Source organism: Pseudomonas sp. UBA6315 (assembly GCF_002438125.1).
Classification (GTDB): Bacteria; Pseudomonadota; Gammaproteobacteria; order Pseudomonadales; family Pseudomonadaceae; genus Aquipseudomonas; species Aquipseudomonas faucium.
In genome coordinates this window covers 16,943-33,645 of sequence record NZ_DJTF01000161.1, presented here as the reverse complement: position 1 = coordinate 33,645, position 16,703 = coordinate 16,943, and the positions used below count along the sequence as shown (strand labels likewise).

General features: G+C 64.2%; 12 protein-coding genes. 8 read left to right on the top strand and 4 right to left on the bottom strand.

Annotated elements, in window-relative coordinates:
• On the top strand, positions 1–203 hold a 203-nt coding region (locus B3E94_RS18640; RefSeq protein WP_286914630.1), incomplete at its 5' end, for an EAL domain-containing protein.
• Between the two features lie 6 nt (positions 204–209).
• On the opposite strand, the gene B3E94_RS18635 is transcribed toward B3E94_RS18640, so the two are convergent.
• On the bottom strand, positions 210–3,908 hold the full coding sequence (locus B3E94_RS18635; RefSeq protein WP_286914629.1) for a dermonecrotic toxin domain-containing protein: 3,699 nt from the start codon (positions 3,906–3,908) through the stop codon (positions 210–212).
• Positions 3,909–4,222: 314 nt separating this feature from the next.
• Here B3E94_RS18635 and B3E94_RS18630 point away from each other — a divergent pair, with 314 nt between their 5' ends.
• From B3E94_RS18630 to B3E94_RS18600, 7 genes are all read left to right on the top strand, one after another.
• The gene (locus B3E94_RS18630) at positions 4,223–5,377 is read left to right on the top strand and encodes a hypothetical protein (RefSeq protein ID WP_286914628.1); all 1,155 of its coding nucleotides are present in this window, start codon (positions 4,223–4,225) and stop codon (positions 5,375–5,377) included.
• A 68-nt stretch (positions 5,378–5,445) separates the two neighbouring features.
• The gene (locus B3E94_RS18625; protein WP_286914627.1) at positions 5,446–6,564 is read left to right on the top strand and encodes a glycosyltransferase 61 family protein; all 1,119 of its coding nucleotides are present in this window, start codon (positions 5,446–5,448) and stop codon (positions 6,562–6,564) included.
• 336 nt (positions 6,565–6,900) lie between these two features.
• Positions 6,901–7,077 carry an EPS-associated small membrane protein EppA gene (gene eppA / locus B3E94_RS18620; protein WP_176516182.1) on the top strand — a complete coding sequence of 59 codons (177 nt, stop codon included), beginning with the start codon at positions 6,901–6,903 and terminating at the stop codon, positions 7,075–7,077.
• 307 nt (positions 7,078–7,384) lie between these two features.
• Positions 7,385–7,942: a polysaccharide biosynthesis/export family protein gene (locus tag B3E94_RS18615; RefSeq protein WP_176516185.1), complete on the top strand. Its 558-nt coding sequence runs from the start codon at positions 7,385–7,387 to the stop codon at positions 7,940–7,942.
• Positions 7,943–8,012: 70 nt separating this feature from the next.
• Positions 8,013–9,083: a hypothetical protein gene (locus B3E94_RS18610; protein ID WP_236236334.1), complete on the top strand. Its 1,071-nt coding sequence runs from the start codon at positions 8,013–8,015 to the stop codon at positions 9,081–9,083.
• A 22-nt stretch (positions 9,084–9,105) separates the two neighbouring features.
• On the top strand, positions 9,106–10,674 hold the full coding sequence (locus B3E94_RS18605; RefSeq protein ID WP_286914626.1) for a GumC family protein: 1,569 nt from the start codon (positions 9,106–9,108) through the stop codon (positions 10,672–10,674).
• Between the two features lie 11 nt (positions 10,675–10,685).
• The gene (locus B3E94_RS18600) at positions 10,686–11,492 is read left to right on the top strand and encodes a CpsD/CapB family tyrosine-protein kinase (protein WP_176516189.1); all 807 of its coding nucleotides are present in this window, start codon (positions 10,686–10,688) and stop codon (positions 11,490–11,492) included.
• A 51-nt stretch (positions 11,493–11,543) separates the two neighbouring features.
• Here the strand turns inward: B3E94_RS18600 and galE are convergent, their stop codons facing one another.
• From galE to B3E94_RS18585, 3 genes are all read right to left on the bottom strand, one after another.
• Positions 11,544–12,506, bottom strand: coding sequence for a UDP-glucose 4-epimerase GalE (gene galE / locus B3E94_RS18595; protein WP_286914625.1), 963 nt, complete (start codon positions 12,504–12,506; stop codon positions 11,544–11,546).
• Between the two features lie 66 nt (positions 12,507–12,572).
• Positions 12,573–15,170 carry a cellulase family glycosylhydrolase gene (locus B3E94_RS18590; protein ID WP_286914623.1) on the bottom strand — a complete coding sequence of 866 codons (2,598 nt, stop codon included), beginning with the start codon at positions 15,168–15,170 and terminating at the stop codon, positions 12,573–12,575.
• Complete coding sequence (locus tag B3E94_RS18585; protein ID WP_176510857.1) at positions 15,167–16,702, bottom strand: O-antigen ligase family protein; 1,536 nt, start codon at positions 16,700–16,702, stop codon at positions 15,167–15,169. The genes B3E94_RS18590 and B3E94_RS18585 overlap by 4 nt, the downstream gene beginning before the upstream one ends.
• Between the last annotated feature and the right edge of the window lies 1 nt (position 16,703).

Below are 16,703 nucleotides of genomic sequence, written 5' to 3'. Positions count from 1 at the left end.
CCCGGGCGATCATCGACCTGGGCCATGCGCTGGGCTTTCGCATCACCGCCGAAGGCATCGAGACCCAGGCGCAGTACGACTTCCTGCGCAATGCCGGCTGCGACCAGGGCCAGGGTTACCTGCTGGCGCGGCCGATGCCGGCGGCCGACCTGGCGCGCTGGCTGGCGGCGCGCCGCGAGCAGGGCCGCCAGGCCGGCGCCTGAGCGGCGCTACAGCTCCAGCAGCGAGGTGGCCGGCGCGGCCAGTGCGCGCTCACGAAAGCGCGGGTCGGTGTCCATGCGCTCCAGGCAGCGCCACAGCGCTTGCAGGCCGGTGTCGTGATCGCCGATGTCTTCGATCAGCAGGCGCAGGTCGCGCCGGTACTGCAGCGGCACCCGTGCCCAGAGCTGCAGGCGCCGGGCGCTGGCATCGGCCAGCAGCTCCTGGTAATCGGTCACGGCCACCAGCAGGTCGACGCCGTGCTGCTGGTAGTAGTCTTCGATCTGCTCGCGGATCGGCAAGCCCAGGGCGGCGCTTTCCAGGCTCACGGCATCGGCAGTGGCGGGGGGCAGGATGAAACCGCTGGGCAGGCGCTGGAACTGGTTGTCGGACAGGTCGATGAACAGCGCTGATCGCAGGCGCTCGAGCCCCTGGGGCAAGCGCGTGAGGCTGCAGTTGACCATGAACAGCGAGGTGACGCTGGGCGTGTGTGACATGTCTGGCGCATTGAGCAGCGGGTTGTCGGAAAGGTCGAGCACACGCAGCGCGGTCCACTGCTCCAGGGTGGCCTGGGCCTGGTTGTCCCAGGTGATGCGGTTGTGCTCGATGTCGAGCCATTCGAGCGTGGCCGGTTGCGCCAGCTGCGGCAGGCGATCGAAACGGCACCGCTTGAGCATCAGCCGGCGCACCTGCGCCATGCGTTGCAGCCATTGCCCGGGTACTTCGCTGAGCAGGCTGTTGCCGCTGAGGTCCAGCTCCATGATGTGATTGAAGCCGTCGGGCAGGGCGAGGGCGGCCAGGTCGTGGTTTTCCAGCTCCAGGTTGGCCAGGTTGAGCCAGTGGATACGTTCGTCGACGCCCAGCCAGCGCACGGCATTGCGCCGCCAGGCGTCGAGGATGCGCACGCTGGCGCGTTGGCGCCGCGCCGTGCTCGCGGCCCAGCGGGCCAGGGTGTCGCGCAGTTGCTGCAGCGCGGCCTCGCGCACTTGCAACTCGTGTTCGGCAACCACCAGCGCGCGGCGCCAGTCGGCTTGCAACTGCTGGATCTGCGCTGGGCTGATGGCCGGGTAGAGCCTGCGCAGGCGCCCCTCCACGGAGCCGCTGGCCAATGGCGATAGGGGTGGCAACGGAGAAAGCGGGCCGCCGCCGCGCAGGCCGCCACGACGGGCCGGGCGCTTGGCCGCCAGGCCCCACAGGCGTTGCGGCCAGTGGGCGCGTTCGGCGAGGGCCAGTTGCTGGGTGCGCAGGCGCAACGCATCGGCGCTGCCCCAGGCCAGCTGCAGGCTCTGTGGCGCGCCCGCGTACAGCGGCTGATACGGCTCGGGGTAGAGCGGCCCGCTGGCCGGGCGTTCGCCGACATGGCGTTCGTAGCCTGAGTCGGACCTGAGCAACAGCAGCCGCTGGGCGGCGTTTTCGTCGCCCAGGCTCGCCAACACGTCGCCGCTCGGGCTGGCGGCGCGGATCTGCACATGCAGCTCGGCGGGCCAGCTTGCAACGCGCTCGATGCAGGCCAGCAGCAGGCGCTCGCTGTCGGGGTTGGCCAGGCGCGGCTCATGCAGCCCCTGCAGTGCACGCACCAAGGGCAGGTCGCGGCTGACTTGTTCGCTTTCCAGGCGTAGCCAGGCAGGCAAGTGGCCCTGCGCCGTCCAGTCGGCCATCTCGTCGGCGGACAGGCGCGCCAGCAGGCGCCTGGCCAGCGCGGTGTCGAGGCCGGTGTAGGCCTCTGTGAGTTGACGTTCGGCATCGGTTGCCACGCCGGCGTTGCGGCTGGCCAGGGCCAGGCGCTCTACGGTGTCGGAGAGCAGCACCGGAGTGGCCTCGCCCGCCAGGTGTACGGCCTGCAGGCCTGCGCGGTCGACGCCACTGATGGCCATGGCCAGTTGCAGCCGGGCGTCATCCAGGGCGTCGGTCGGCAAACCCAGGCGCCGCACGCACTGGGCATCGGACCAGGCCTGGGGCACTTCGTGCTCGGTGCGCCAGGCGCCTTCACCGTTATGTTCCAGGCGCGGGCGATAGGCTTCGGGGTCGCTGGGGTGGCTGATTCGCCAGCCAGGTTCGGCGGCGTCCTGGCTCACTTCGTACATGGCGCCCTCCAGCGCGATGAACTGCCTGCCGTCATGGGCAAACTGGCCGAGCGTGTTGGGCGTGCTGGATTGTGCAAGTGCTGCATCACTGGCATAGCCTGCCAGGGCCGGGCGCCACAGCCGGCGGCTGCCATCGGGCATCTGCACCGGCGCGAGGCTTTCCAGCAGCGGGCTGCCGAGCAGCTTCGGCACCACTTTGTCAGCCCCATGCAGGGCGCCGATCAAGGCCAGGTTCAGGCCCACGGCCTCTAAGTGCTGCAAGGCCAGGTGGCGGTCGCCGACGTGCCAGGCCTGGTAACCCTCGTACACGTCGCCGAGCAGCTGGCAGGCCATCACGTCTGTCATCAGGGTGCCGACACCGGGGACGAAGAAGCCCGCCAGCATCAGTGCGTCCATGCCCAGGCTCTGCCACTGGGCGATACGCCGCTGCCGGGCCTTGGCGTCGACGGCTGCCGTGGGTACTGCAAGGTCGGCTGCTTCTGCTTGCAGGCGGGCCACGTGATCATCGTGAAGAAAGGCAAATACGGGGGCGGCGATCAGCTCAGTCGTCAGGTGCAGGTCGGCAGTGGCTTCGAGGTTTTGTTGCAGGCGATCGACAAAGCGGTGCTGCTGCGCCGCCGACACGTAGCGCAAAAAGGCGCGTCGATACGCAGGTTGCCGCAGTTGAGTGAGCAGGTGCCGATGTACGCCCGCAAGCCCTTCGCACTGCAGCAGGACGTGCTCGTCGCCGGGCAGGTACAACAGCAGGCCCCTGGCGCCGGCGTCGATGATCAGTGCTTCATGCAGGGCAATCGCGAACAGCGAGGGTTGCCAGCAGCGCACGGCGGCGTCGCCCAGCAGCGCCTCGATGACATCGCGGGCGAGGCCGTCAATGTCATGGCGCAACAAGGCCAGGTCGGCGGCCAGGCGCAGGCGGTCGCGCTGCAGCGCCAGGCTGTCGCGGCGCACGGCCGGGCGGCCGAAGCAGGCCTGCAGGTGCTCCTGGTACTGCTTGCCGATATCCAGGTCACGGCAGCTGCGGGCGAAATCGTCAGGGGAGAGCGCCAAGGGCTTGAGGCTTGGCGTTTCCGATTCCAGTTCGATATCCACCCACGTCTCGCTGTCGCCCAAGGTGGTGCGGCCCACGATACGCACCTGTTCGAAGCGGGCGTCGCCGGCCAGCGTCAATGCACTGTCGATGCTGAACGTGGCCGTGGCTTCGAAGTTGTGCAGGGCCGCTTCCAGCAGACTGGTCTGCGTGTGGCGGGTGACATAGGTGCCAAAGGTGAACAGGTGATGGATTTCCACCAGCTCGGTGCTGCGCAGCGGGACCGCCAGTTGGTGCTCGGCCTGCAGCCGCTGCGCGAGCCGCGTTTCGGCGAACGGCGCAATGTTCTCAAGCCCCTTGAGCGAGCGCGCCAGCGCCTGTTGCGAATCATCTAGCCGAGCTTGGCTGGCCAGTACAGCGGCGCGCAGGTCGGGCGCCGCATTGGCGAACCAGGCGGCCTCGCTATCGACCAGGCCTTGGGCAGGCAGCAGGCTTTCGCGCAGTGCCTGCCAGTGTTGCGGCGCCGTATGCCGTGCCCAGGCAGGCAGTTGCGCTTCAATCAATTGTTGATGGGGGTTTTCACTTGCGGGCAAGTTCATGGTGGCGCTCCTGTTGAAAGAGCAGCCAGCAGGCCCGCACCTGCACAACCCCCGGAAGTAGATAATTAGCGATTGCCGTTATAAATGATGGTGCTATGCAGCAGGGGCAAATTTGACGTCATAAAATAAGGCCAAGTGCTAGCAAAATGCCGCTTGCCAAGGCGCGAGCTTGCATCTTAAATTGTTACTGAATGTTAGGGTGATAACGGATAAATGTTATTGATTTATCAGTAAGTTATGCGGCTGTGTTAATGAAACTTCATCGTCTTTTGCGATAACGCCAGTTGAAATATACAAAGGGACGTCAAAAAAGAATGAAAGCGCACCTGGTGGCAGTAGCCCGCAAACTCATCTCGCCCTCCCTGCGTTACGAGATCAGGACCGTTTCAAGCATGTTACGGGACATCCTCGGTCGGGCCTGTTTCTGGCGGTGGGAGATCGCCAGGTTCAGGCTGCAGCAGGCCAGCCCCTACGAAATCCTCTACATCGGCAGGAAGCAGCAGCGCGAAATGGCCAAGCTGCTGATCGGCGGCAAGGCGCCGCGCGATGCCGGCGATGTGCAAGGCTCGGCTACCCCCGCCGCGCAGAACCACGTGGTAGTGGTCAGCGAGGTGCCCACTGCCGGCGCATTGTCGGTGCCCCATTACCTGAGCGCAGTGGTACCGCTGGGGCGCTCGCTCGATGACATCACCGGCCGCTACGACAGCGAACTGCGCCGCAGCATCCGCAAGAACCGGCCGCTGTACCAGATGCGCCAGACCTTCGACGACAACGAAATCGCCATGGCCGACCGCGATTTGCTACGCCCATACGCCACGGCGCGCCAGGGCATCCATGCCGCGCAGTTCGCCACCGAGGAAGTGTTCCGCCTGGCCAAGGGCGTGGGCCGGCTCGACCTGATCACCCTCAACGACGAAGTGGTGGCCTGCCACCTGGGCTGCGAAATCACCCGCGGCGGCAAGCGCTACTGGAGCACCCTGCGCTTCGGCTACTGCGAGGCGGTGTTCTCCGACGCCAAGCGCCTGCGCGAGGTCAACTCGATCACCACCTTCATGGCCCTGGAATGGGCGCTGGAGCACGGTTACGACTACTACGACATCGGCCTGTGCCTGGCCCGCCCCGACGATGGGCTGCTCAAGTGGAAGCGCCGGCGTGGCGGCGATGTCGATTCGCTGGGCAATCACGCCTACATGTTCGTGCGCCTGCCCAGAAAGGGCACCGCGCAGTTTCTCTGGGACACGCCGCTGTTCGCCATGGAGGGCAACAAGTTGACGCTGCACCTGGGCCTGCCCGAAGGCGCCAGCGATGAAGAAGTGGCCAGCCGTTATCACGAAATGGTCTTTGGCGGGCTGCACAAGATCTACCTCTATGGCGCCAAGAGTGCAGGGGAGTCGTTCCTGGAAACCTTGCGCGCGCGTTACGCCACCTTCCATTCACCGCCCCAGATGGAGCGGGTGCCGTCCAGTTGAGCACCCCGTCTGGCCGGTAACAGACCCCTCGCGTCAGCCCCTTGCCCCGTTACCGTGGAGGCCGCCTCATGCAAAGCGATATCTCGAAACTCAGTGATTACCCGGTTGCCAGCGGCCATGCCTGGACGTTGGCGGCTTACCGGCACATGGCGCGAAAACGGCTGGCGCGCAAAGCGGATATCGAGCTCAAAAGCCTGGCGGTCAGAACCTGGGATATCGCCCCCGGCGAAACCACGCTGTCGCCGCCGGCCTTCTACCTGCCCAACCAGCTGGAGCGGGTGACCGGCTGGGAGGCCAAGCGCTTTTTCCCCTACGTGCACCCGGGGCGCACCATGGAGGGCGGCATCCGCGCCGAGCAGGGGCCAACCCGCGCCTACCTGCTCAAGGACGTGTGGCTGGTCGATGGCGCGCTGTACAAGGGCAATGCCAGCCACTGGCTGTCGCTCAAGCCCAGTACCTTCCCGCGCATTGCCGTGGAGCATGAGATCGAACGGGGCGCGGCCTATTGCACGCAAAACGGTAACACCTGGTTCGGCACCTGGCTGATGGAGGACTGCCCCACCTACGCCCTGGCCTGCAACGAGGGCGTGCCGGTGACCACCGCACCCTCGGCGCGCTACCCGCTGTTCGCCCAGGGGCCGGCCTATGAGCAGTGGCTGGGCATGCAGCCGGTGCGCCTGCGCAGTGCCTTCTTCCACGAGCTGGTGCTGTTCGACGATGTCAGCAACAACCGCAGCCGGCACCAGCGCTACAAGGCCATGGGCGACAAACTGCTGGCGCATGTGGATACCACGCCGCACCCGGGCGTGTTCATCCTGCGCGGCAGCGATGGCGACCTGCGGCTGTTGCGCAATGAGCTGGAAATCGCCGAGCACCTGCGCACGCAGCGCGGCTTTCGGGTGATCAACCCGATGCAGCTGGATGTGCCTTCGATCGTGGCCGCCTGCGCGGGCGCCAGAACGGTGGTCGGGGTGGAGGGCAGCCAGCTGGTACATGGCATCAATGTGCTGCAAGCCGGCTGCAACTTCCTGGCGCTGCAACCGCCAAACCGATTCGTCAGTTATTACAAGTACCTGACTGATCGCGATTACCAGCACTTCGGTTTTGTGGTCGGCGTGCCCGAGGGCGAGGGTTTTATCTTGGATATCGATGAAGTGGAACGCACGCTTGATCTTTTTCCGTCATAAAACGGTTGCTAAGCAGAATGATTCGCACCTGTTCTCGCCGTTGAAACACTCGAGCGCCGCCAGAAAAGCGAGTCGGTGGCGTTCGCCCGGCGTTGAAACGCGGCCAATGAGCGTCACAATATCGCGCAATTTCAATAACTTATTAATTGCTCCGCGCGGGCAGTTGGGGGTGCATTTTCTGCATGGCGGTAAATTGACGAGTACCGGGTCGGTCGATTGATTTTTATTATGGTGTCGGATCATTGACGTAATGTCATTGTGCCCATAAGCTCCAATCACCAGCAGTAAAAACTCTATTCAAACCAACAATAACTGTCCTCTTTTCAGGAGGGGAACATGCGCTCGACTCTGTTCATCAAATCGATTTTCCTGTTGGTGTTATTGAGCGGTGCGGCACGAGCGGCTGATTCTTATATGAACCAGACCAATATTGTTCCTTTGGCAACGGCGGGTTGGCTTTTTGCGTTTGCAGTCATTGGCTTCGTGGCGGTAGCCAATAGAAAGAAGATTTGAAGCGTTGCCCGTGTTAGTTGTTTGAAGTTTACCTTTCTTTATCGCGACGCCAGCAACTTGACGCACAAAAACGGACATTTGCGCTTTATCGCTGACGGTTGCTTGTCAATTTTCCAGCCATTGCTATATTCCACTGGCCAGACCCTTGGGCAGTGGTGGCAGGGGCAGGCAAGGCGGCATCGCGGTAAAGGGCCTGCAGGATTGCGAGGCCGGCGCAGCGGGTTTGCAGCTGCGTGTGGAGCGAGAGGCTTGCTGTTGTTCTCATTCAGTGCTCTTAACCTGGGCCGATTGGCCGGAGGGATCCCTCATGGCGCGTTTGCTGATTTCCCTGTTCTGCGTACTGTGCGCCTGGGCCGGCGCCAGCGTTGCCGATGACAGCACGTCCACCTACCTGTTGAGCCCCGGCGACAAAGTGTTGATCTCCGTGTGGCAGGAAGACACCCTGCGCCAGGAAACCGTCGTACTCCCCGATGGCAGCATTACCTTCCCCCTGGCCGGCCGCATCGATGTGGCGGGCCTGGATGTGACCGCAGTGGCCAAGAAGGTCACCGCCGGCCTCAAGCCTTTTCTTGCCGACCCGAACGTCAGCGTCGTGGTCACCGGCACCGCCGGCAACCTGGTGTACGTCCAGGGCAAAGTGATCAAACCAGGCCCGGTGCCAATGGCAGGCCCAACCGCCGTGCTGCAAGCCTTGAGCATGTCGGGTGGAATGGACAAATTCGCCGACGAAAGCGCCATCAAGGTGATCCGCGGCAGTGGCCCTGCACAAAAGGTATTGCCGGTGCGCTACAAGGATCTGGTTTCTGGGCGTGACATGTCCACCAACTTCCAACTTCAGGCTGGCGATACGCTGGTCGTACCTTGAATCTTCTAATAATTAAGAATTACTAGTGCCTATTTTTCGACCAAAGCGTATGGCGGCGGCAATCATGATGATGCCGTTCGCGGGGGTGGTTAGTGCCGCCAATTGGCAGTCTTCAGTTGTGGTACCCACGACTGTCGAGTACGACAGTAACCCATTGCTCCTGACGTCCAAGGAGAAAGGTGTGACGCGTACCATCATTGCACCCGACTACAACCTGATCGGTCAGTTCGACCGCGACCAACTGCGTCTGGGCCTGGGCATGAACCTGTTGCGCTCGTCCGACCGTTCGGTGGTCGACGACCGTGAAGACCCCAACCTGAGCCTGGGCTGGCAGCGCGAGACCGAGACCGGCGGTTTCGGCCTCCTGGCGCAGTACACCGAGAGCTCGACGCTGTCTGGCACGGTGCTCGACACCGGCGTGGTCACCACCGACGGCACGCAGAAGATGTCCTCGCTGACCGCCAACTGGAGCAGCGCGGTGACCGAGCGCAGCACCCTGGCCAACGAGCTTCGCTACAACCATGCGCGGTACGACATCACCACGCTGACCGGCTACGACGAGTACTCCAACTACCTGACCTGGACCTACGCCTGGAGCGAGCGCACCGACCTGATCACCGGGTTCGAGGCGCGGCGCTACGAGCCCCAGGACACCACCACCGCCATCGCCACCAACAGCTACGTGCCGAGCATCGGCATCAAGCACCAGTTCTCCGAACGCCTGGAAGGCGCCATGCATGTGGGCGTCAACGAAACCAGCGGCTCCGGTGGCGGGCGCCGCGGCGAAGGCGGCATGTCGCTGTTCTACCGCGGCTCGCGCGCCGAGGCCAGCTTCAGCGCCGAGCGCAGCACCGTGGCCAGCGCCGAGGGCGGTTTCGCCGAGCTGGACATGGTGCGCGGCGCCTGGAGCTACCTGGTCAGCGAAAGAAACCGGGTGGGCCTGGAAGCGTCCTGGCAGGACGCCAAGGGGCAGACGCCAAATACCTTGCAGACCTACAGCGCCTGGGCCAGCCACGAGTTCTCGCGGGCCTGGGACATGCGTTTTTCGTTGATGTACAAGGAGCGTCAGCAAACTGGCTTGCCAGATGCTGAAGCGACGATCGTGGGCATGACGTTGACGTACCGATATCCCGACATCTGACTCTTCGCACGGGTGGCCACACATGAAGACCGAGTACGAGCTGTCGATCAAAGATTACATCGCCATCATCAAGGACCGCGCCTTGCTGCTGGGGGTGAGCATCGTCGTCGTACTGGCAGCGACCGTGGGCGTCGCCCTCAGTGTGCCACCCATCTACCAGGCCACCGGCACCATCCTGGTCGAATCGCAGCAGATATCGCCCGACCTGGTCTCGGCCGGCAACACCACCTTTGCCGATGAGCGCATCGAGGTCATTCGCCAGCGCGTGATGACCCGGGAAAACCTGCTGCGCATCATCGACAAGTACGGCCTGTTCGCCGACAAGGGCCGGCAGTTCAGCGAAACCGACAAGATCGAGCAGATGCGCAACGACATCGTGGTGGCCACGCTCAGCACCTTCATCAAGGGGCGAGGCGAGGCGACCGTGGCGTTCACCGTGTCGTACGAGGACAAGCGCCCGGAAGTCGCCAAGGAAGTGGCGGACGAACTGGTGAACCTGTTCCTCAACGAAAACATCAAGCAGCGCACCGAACGCGCCACCGAAACCACCGAATTTCTCTCCCAGGAAGCCAACAAGCTGGGCGCCGAACTGGCCGACCTGGAAAACCAGCTGGCCGACTTCAAGCAGGCCCATGCCAATGCCTTGCCGGAAAACCAGCAACTGCGCATGAGCATGCTGTCGCGCTCGGAGCTGGAATTCCGCGAGGTCGACCGTGACTACAAGTCGGCCCAGGAAGAGTTGCGCTACCTGGAGCTGGAGCTGTCGGCTGCCAATGCCGGGGTGCCCACCCAGGCAGCCAATGGCCGCTCGACGGCCGCCGACCAACCGCAAGACCTGGCAAGCCTGAAGGCCGAGTATGCCCGCCTGCTGACCCGCTACACCCCGGCGCACCCGGACGTGCAGGCGATCAAGCGCAAGATCGATGTGCTCCAGGCCTCCGGTGAAAAGGGCGCGGCGGCTGCCGCGACGATGAACCTGGACGCCGCCCGGGTGCGCACCAAGATGGCGGCGGCGCAATCGCGCATCGCCTCGCTGGCCGAGCAGAAGCGCCAGCTCACCAGCAAGATGGAAGGCTACGAGGCGGATATCCTCGAAGCCCCGCAAGTGGAGCGCGGTCTGATCACGCTGATGCGCGACCACGACAACGCCCGCAAGAAGTACGAAGAAATCCGCAACAAGGAAATGGGCGCGAAGATCACCGAAAGCCTGGAGCAGGAAAACAAAGCCGAGCGCTTCGTGCTGCTCGAGCCGCCGCTGATGCCGGAAAAACCGGTCAAACCCAACCGCAAGAAAATCGTCGCCCTGGGCCTGGTGCTGGCACCGGCCGTGGGCGGTGGGCTGGTGATGTTGCTGGAGATGCTCAACCAGCGTGTGCGTGGCGTGGGTGCGCTGGAAAGCGTGCTGGGCAAGCGCGTGCTGGTGGCGGTGCCCTATATCGCGACCCAGGCCGACAAGGCCCGGCGGCGAAAATGGCTGATGCTGCTGATCGTCGCCGGCGTGGTGTTGCTGGCTATGCTGATGGTAGTCGTCCATGTGTTCTACATGCCGTTGGACGTCCTGCTGTTTAAAGCTATGGCTCGGTTTGAATAGGGAATGCAGCGATGGACAGAATTACGCCGGCTATTGGAAAGAACCTGCACCAGATCTCACCCACCCCCGTGGAAACCCCAAAGGCCCCGCTGTTGGCGGAAAAGCCCGAACCCCTGGGCGATTTCGACTACGTGCAGACCAAGGTGGTACCGCTGCGCGCGGAACACCTGGAACGTAACCGCATCATCTCGTACAACAAGAACTCGAACATGAGCGGCGCCATCGACCTGTTGCGCACGCAAGTGCTCAAGGCGATGGACGAGAACGGCTGGCGCACCCTGGCGATCACCTCGCCGACCCCGGAGGCCGGCAAGACCGTGCTGGCGGTGAACCTGGCCATGAGCATCGCCCACCACACCACCAAGACCGCCTTGCTGGTGGACTTCGACCTGCGCCGGCCACGGGTGGGCAGCAGCCTGGGCCTGCCGATGGACAAGGCGCTCAACGAGGTGCTCAGTGGCAAGGCGTGGCTGGAAGAGGCGCTGGTCAACCCGACGCTGCCGCGCTTCGTGGTGCTGCCGACCCGCGAACCGATCCCGATGTCTACCGAGATGCTGTCCTCGCCCAAGGTCGACAACCTGATCGGCGAACTGCGCGACCGCTACGATTCGCGCATCTGCATCTTCGACCTGCCGCCGCTGCTCAGCTCGGACGATGCGATCACCGTGCTGCCCAAGTTCGATTGCGTGCTGCTGGTGGTGGCCAACGGGATGAACAGCAAGAAGGACATCGAGGACTGCCTGTACCACCTGGCCAACGCGAACCTGGTGGGGGCGGTGTTGAACAAGGCCGATGAGCAGCCGCGCACGTACTACTGAGCCTTGAAGGGTACCCGGGGAGCAGGCCGCACAGGCCTGCTCTCGGCGTTTTCAGTGCCAGGGATATTGCATCTCCCACGCCCAGGCATGGCGCACGATCTGCTCCAGGGACGAAAACCGAGGCTGCCAGCCGAGCACGGCCCTGGCCTGCTCGGCATCGGCTACCAGGCGGGCAGGGTCACCTTCGCGGCGTGGCGCAGCAACCACGTTGATCGGCCGCTGGGTGACCTTGCCGGCAGCTTCGATCACTTCCTGCACCGAAAAGCCCAGCCCGTTGCCCAGGTTGAATGACGCGCTTTCGCCGCCCTTGAGCAGGTACGCCACCGCCAGCGCATGGGCCGACGCCAGGTCGGCGACGTGCACGTAGTCGCGGATGCAGGTGCCATCCGGCGTGTCGTAGTCACGGCCGAACACGGTAATGGCCTCGCGCCGCCCGGAGGCCGCCTGCAGGATCAGCGGGATCAGGTGGGTTTCCGGCTCATGGCACTCACCCAGCGCACCCTCGGGGTCGGCGCCTGCTGCGTTGAAGTAGCGCAAGCTCACCGACTTCAAGCCATAGGCGCGGTCGAAGTCCTGAAGAATCTGCTCGACCATCCATTTGCTGCGCCCATAGGGATTGATCGGCGCCTTGGGGTGCTGTTCGTCGATGGGGACATAGTGCGGATCGCCGTACACGGCGGCGCTGGAGGAGAAGATCAGGTGCCTGATGTCGGCCCGTACCATCGCCTCCAGCAGGGTCAGCGTGGCCGCCACGTTGTTCTGGTAGTACTTGCCAGGGTCGCTGACCGACTCGCCCACCTGGATGAAGGAGGCGAAGTGGAACACCGCATCGAAGTGGTAGTCGCCGAACAGCCGGTCGAGGGCGCGTGCGTCGGCGATGTCCAGCTCGACCCACTCGATGTCGGGCGCCGTGGCCACGGTGTCTGCAACCACCACCTCATGGCCATCGCGCAACAGGTGCTTGACCATGTGCGAACCGATATAACCTGCACCGCCGACAACCAAGTACTTCATCCAATCCTCCTGGAACAGACGCAGCGTCGAATGCCTGGAATACAGGTCTGAACTGACTCTAGATGGCTATTTCAGGAACAGCCAGTTGGCCATCTGCTGGCCGTCGAAGGTGATTCGGTAGCGCCCATCCTGGTAGGTCGAGGCCATGGCCTGCTCGCTGCCATCGGCCTTGCGCGCGTACAGCTTCAGGCCCTGGGGGGCCTGGATGGTCAAGCTGCCTTCGAGCGGCTCGACATGGAACGGCGTCATGTCGTCGGGCCGTGGCACGGCGCGGCTGCCGAGCGAAATCAAAAGACTGCGCGACTGCTTCAGCGGCTTGGCGTCCAGGCTTTGCACCACCACGCTGGCGTAGGCGGTCTTGAGTTCGACCGCGATGTCGCCCAGGCGCAGCGCCTGGCCGCCCAGCCAGCCGGTGGCGGCCTGGGTCAGCGGCGTGTCGATGGTGTACAGGCCTTGCTGCCAGTTGCGCCTGAGCTCGCCGGTGTCGCTGGTCGACTCGCTGGCGTTGGCATCGAGCAGCGACTGGTCCGGGTCTTTCAACACCTGCGCATCGTTGGGCACGGCGCCTGGCTGCAGCCAGGGCAGTTCAGGCGTCTGCGGCAGGGCGATCTGCAGCCGGCCTTTTTCCATGGCGGTGCGCAGCAGCACCGAATTGGCCGGGGTGATGGCCCGGTTGAACAGGGTTTCGGCGCTGGGTGCGAACACGTAGCGGGTGTTGGCCTGGCGCACGTCTTCGCGGCGATAGAGCAAGGCGGCGGCGGGGAGGGTGGCGATCATCGCCGGGTCGTTGTAGGCGTTCCAGTTGTCGGCCCGGCGCCAGCCTTCGAGAAACGCCTGCTGGCTGTAGGCGTACTGCATGATCGCGTCCCAGCCCTGGTGGCTGGCGGTGCCGGCCACGTACAGCGGCAGCGAATGGCGGTCGGGCAGGGGGAAGGGTTCGGCGTTCCACTCGGTGACGGTCATCGGCAGGCCCAGCACCTGGGCGGCGCCGAGCCAGTTGATCATGCCGTCGCTGGTCAGCGGGTTCTTCTGCAGCTGGCCAATGCCGCCGTAGGCGTGGGCATCGATCACATTGCCGGCGGTGAGCGCCGGCAGCGCGGCCAGGCCGTTGCCGCCCCAGGTGCTGGTGGTGACGATCGGCACCTTCACCCCCAGGGTGCGCAGGTGGTCGATCATGTCGACATTGAAGCGGTGCTCCAGCTCGTTGAGAAACAGCTTGCCAGGCCCCGGCTCCCAGGCGCGCCAGGTCTTGTCGGCGGGCAGGTTGGCGCGTGCGGCGAAGGCCTTGGCCTGGTCCATGAACAGGCGGTTGTGCTTGGGCACGCCCTTGTCCGGCAGCAGGGCGTTGCCAAAGTGCTGGGTCACGTCGTTTTCGTTGGTGATCAGCACGGCCGCCACGGCTGGGTCGTCCTTGTAGGCAAGGCCAGTGAAGCTGTTGACGTGGCCCAGGTACTGCTCGGCGAAGCGCTTCATGGCCTGTTGCAGGGTCACGTTGACGTAGGCGTAGCCCTTGATGCCGGCGTACTGCTCGCCCTTGGCCAGTTCGTCGAAGGCATAGATGTTGTCATTGACGGTGACGATGCGCTCCACGTGCAGGTCGAGCCATACATAGATGCCTTCATCCTTCAGGCACTTGATCCACCAGTCGAGCTTCTTCAGCGAGGCGGGGCTCAACTGCTGGGTGTCGCGCAGGGTTTTGACCTCGCCGAAGACGTTCGGGCTGACCCAGGGCGAGTCATGGTGATGCAGCCGCACCAGGTTGAAGCCCAGCGCAGACAGGCGCTTGGCCTGTTGCTTGATCTCATCGTCCGGCGTGTTGAACAGCGCATAGGCCGACAGGTTGGTACCCCAGAAGCGCGCCGGGGTGTTGTCGGCGAACTGCAGCTGCTCGCCGACGGCCTTGACGAAGCCGCGCTTGCCGGCGGGTTTTTCTGCGGCGTTGAGGAACGACAGGTCGACCGGCGAGGTGCGCCAGCCGAGCTGGTCGTCTGGCCAGCGCGTGGGGTCGGCCAGGCCGAAGCGCTCGGTCGGGGTGGGGGCGAGCTCGATATCGCCGGTGAGGTTCAGGGTTGCCTTGATCTGCTGGCGGCCGGGTTCGATCGGGTCGGTATAAAAGAACGCGCGGATTTCGGAGGTATCGCCGCGCTCGAAATACACCTTGGCCAGCGCCGGCTCGAAGCGCAGTTCGATGCGCCGCGTCGCACTGCCCCATGACCAGCCGCGATTGCCCGGCAACAGCTGCGGCTCGCCCATCTGCTGGCTGAACAGCGCAGGGTCGAAGCGAAACACCATGCCGCCGCCCATCACGCCGCGCTTGAGGCTGTGGGCATCGAGGTCGAAGGCCCAGCTCAGGGTCTGCGGCTGTGGCTGGGTGATTTCTGCCGCCAGCTCGAAATCCAGCTGCGGGTTCTTGCCGTTGAGCGTGTAGCGGTAGGGCGCGTTGACCTTGAACGCGGTACCGAAGCCGGTCCAGCTCCAGTCGCCGCCCCAGAAATCGAAGCGCGCCTGCATCGCCGGGCCGCCACCGCGGCTCACGCTGGGCAGGCCGTTCTGTTCGTCGACGCTGACGGTCCACTGCGAAGAAGACCAGGCCAAGGCTGGCACTGCCAGCAGCGCGACGAGCCACGATGCCCTGAGCCCAGGGCGCAGACCAATCCTTGTCATGAAAGTACCTGGTTCGTCGGCTGGGAGGTTTCCAGCGCGCTGGTTTCGCTGCTTCTGAGCCTGCGCACCATCTGCACGTAGGCCACGCCCAAACCGCCTACCGACCAGTACACCACCGGGATCACGGTGATGCTGCTGACGGTGAAGATGATCACCAGGATCCCCAGCAGGGTTGCCAGCAATGAGCGGCCCAATCGTCGGTGCTCGTCTTCCTTGTCGGGGAATGCCCGCAGCGCCTTGTAGATCGCCAGCAGCACGCTGGCAAAGAACGCCACGAACAGCGCCAGCCCGACCAGGCCGAAGCGCAGCGCCATGCTGATGTAGCTGTTGACGATGTCGATGATGCCCTCGCCCTGGATCATCGACTGCATTTCCGGGGTGTTGCGAAAATCGAAGGAGCCGAACAACGGGTTGCGCTGGATGGTGATCCAGGAATTGTCGAGCAGGCGCTGGCGGTAGGTGATGTTCTCTTTTTCCAGGTTGCCGACGAACGGCAGCAGGTCGAGCACCTTCTCGCCACCGGGCAGCAGGGTCAGCATCGGCAACGCCAGCAGCCCGGCGCAGGCCAGCAGGGTCAGGCGCTTGACCGCGCCTTTGCCGGTGGCGATGAACACCCCGATGATCACCCCGGCGCCAATCCACGGCCCGCGCGACAGCGGCACCACCAGCCCTGCAGCCAGCAGCAGGGCGCCCATGTAGCGTTGCAGGCGGTTTTGCACGTAGCTCTGCACGAACAGGTACATGCCGATGGCCACGCTGATCACATAGGCCAGGGCAATCGCCTGGCCGGTGGTGGCGCTGGCGCGCAGCGAGCCGCCACGGCTGAGGTAGCTGGACATGCTCCACTGCACGCCCATGGCGCTGATCAGGCCGTTGTACAGCAGCCAGTGGCGGGCGAACTCGGCCACCGCGATGATCGCCAGGAGAAAGGCGGCGATGACGAAGGCGAGCAGGGCGTCCTTGAAGTCCTGCACGGTCTTCAGCCCACGGCTGGCGACGTAGTAGGGCAGGAACACATCGATATACAGCGACACCGCCTGTCGCAAGGTGTCGGTGATGGTGGTTTCGCGCAGGTACAGCAAGGTCATCAGCACCAGGCTTGCGGCCAGCAGCTTGTCCGGCAAGGTGCGGCCGAAGCGCACCGTGTCGGCCTGCCGGCCCAGGGCCAGGGCCGTGGGCAGCAGCACGCAGACGGTGAGGATGCGGATGTGGTTGAGCTCGATCAGATAGTTGATCACCCCGAACCCCGGGATATCCACCGAGGCCGGTGGAATGGCGAACACCAGCATGAAGAACAGCGCCATGGCGTTGTGTTCGCGGCGCCTGGCCACCAGCAGGGTGATCACCGCCGCCGCGGTGTACACCCAGAAGCTGAACGAGAAGAACGCCAGCAGGGTGATCAGCAGCCACAGGTTGCGCCGTCGCTTGTAGTCGCGGTCGGGAATCAGGTCGTTGGCGGGCCTGCGGGCCAGGAAGAACACCACGCTGGCGACGAACAGAATGACGATCAGCGCACGAAATTGTTCGGGCATG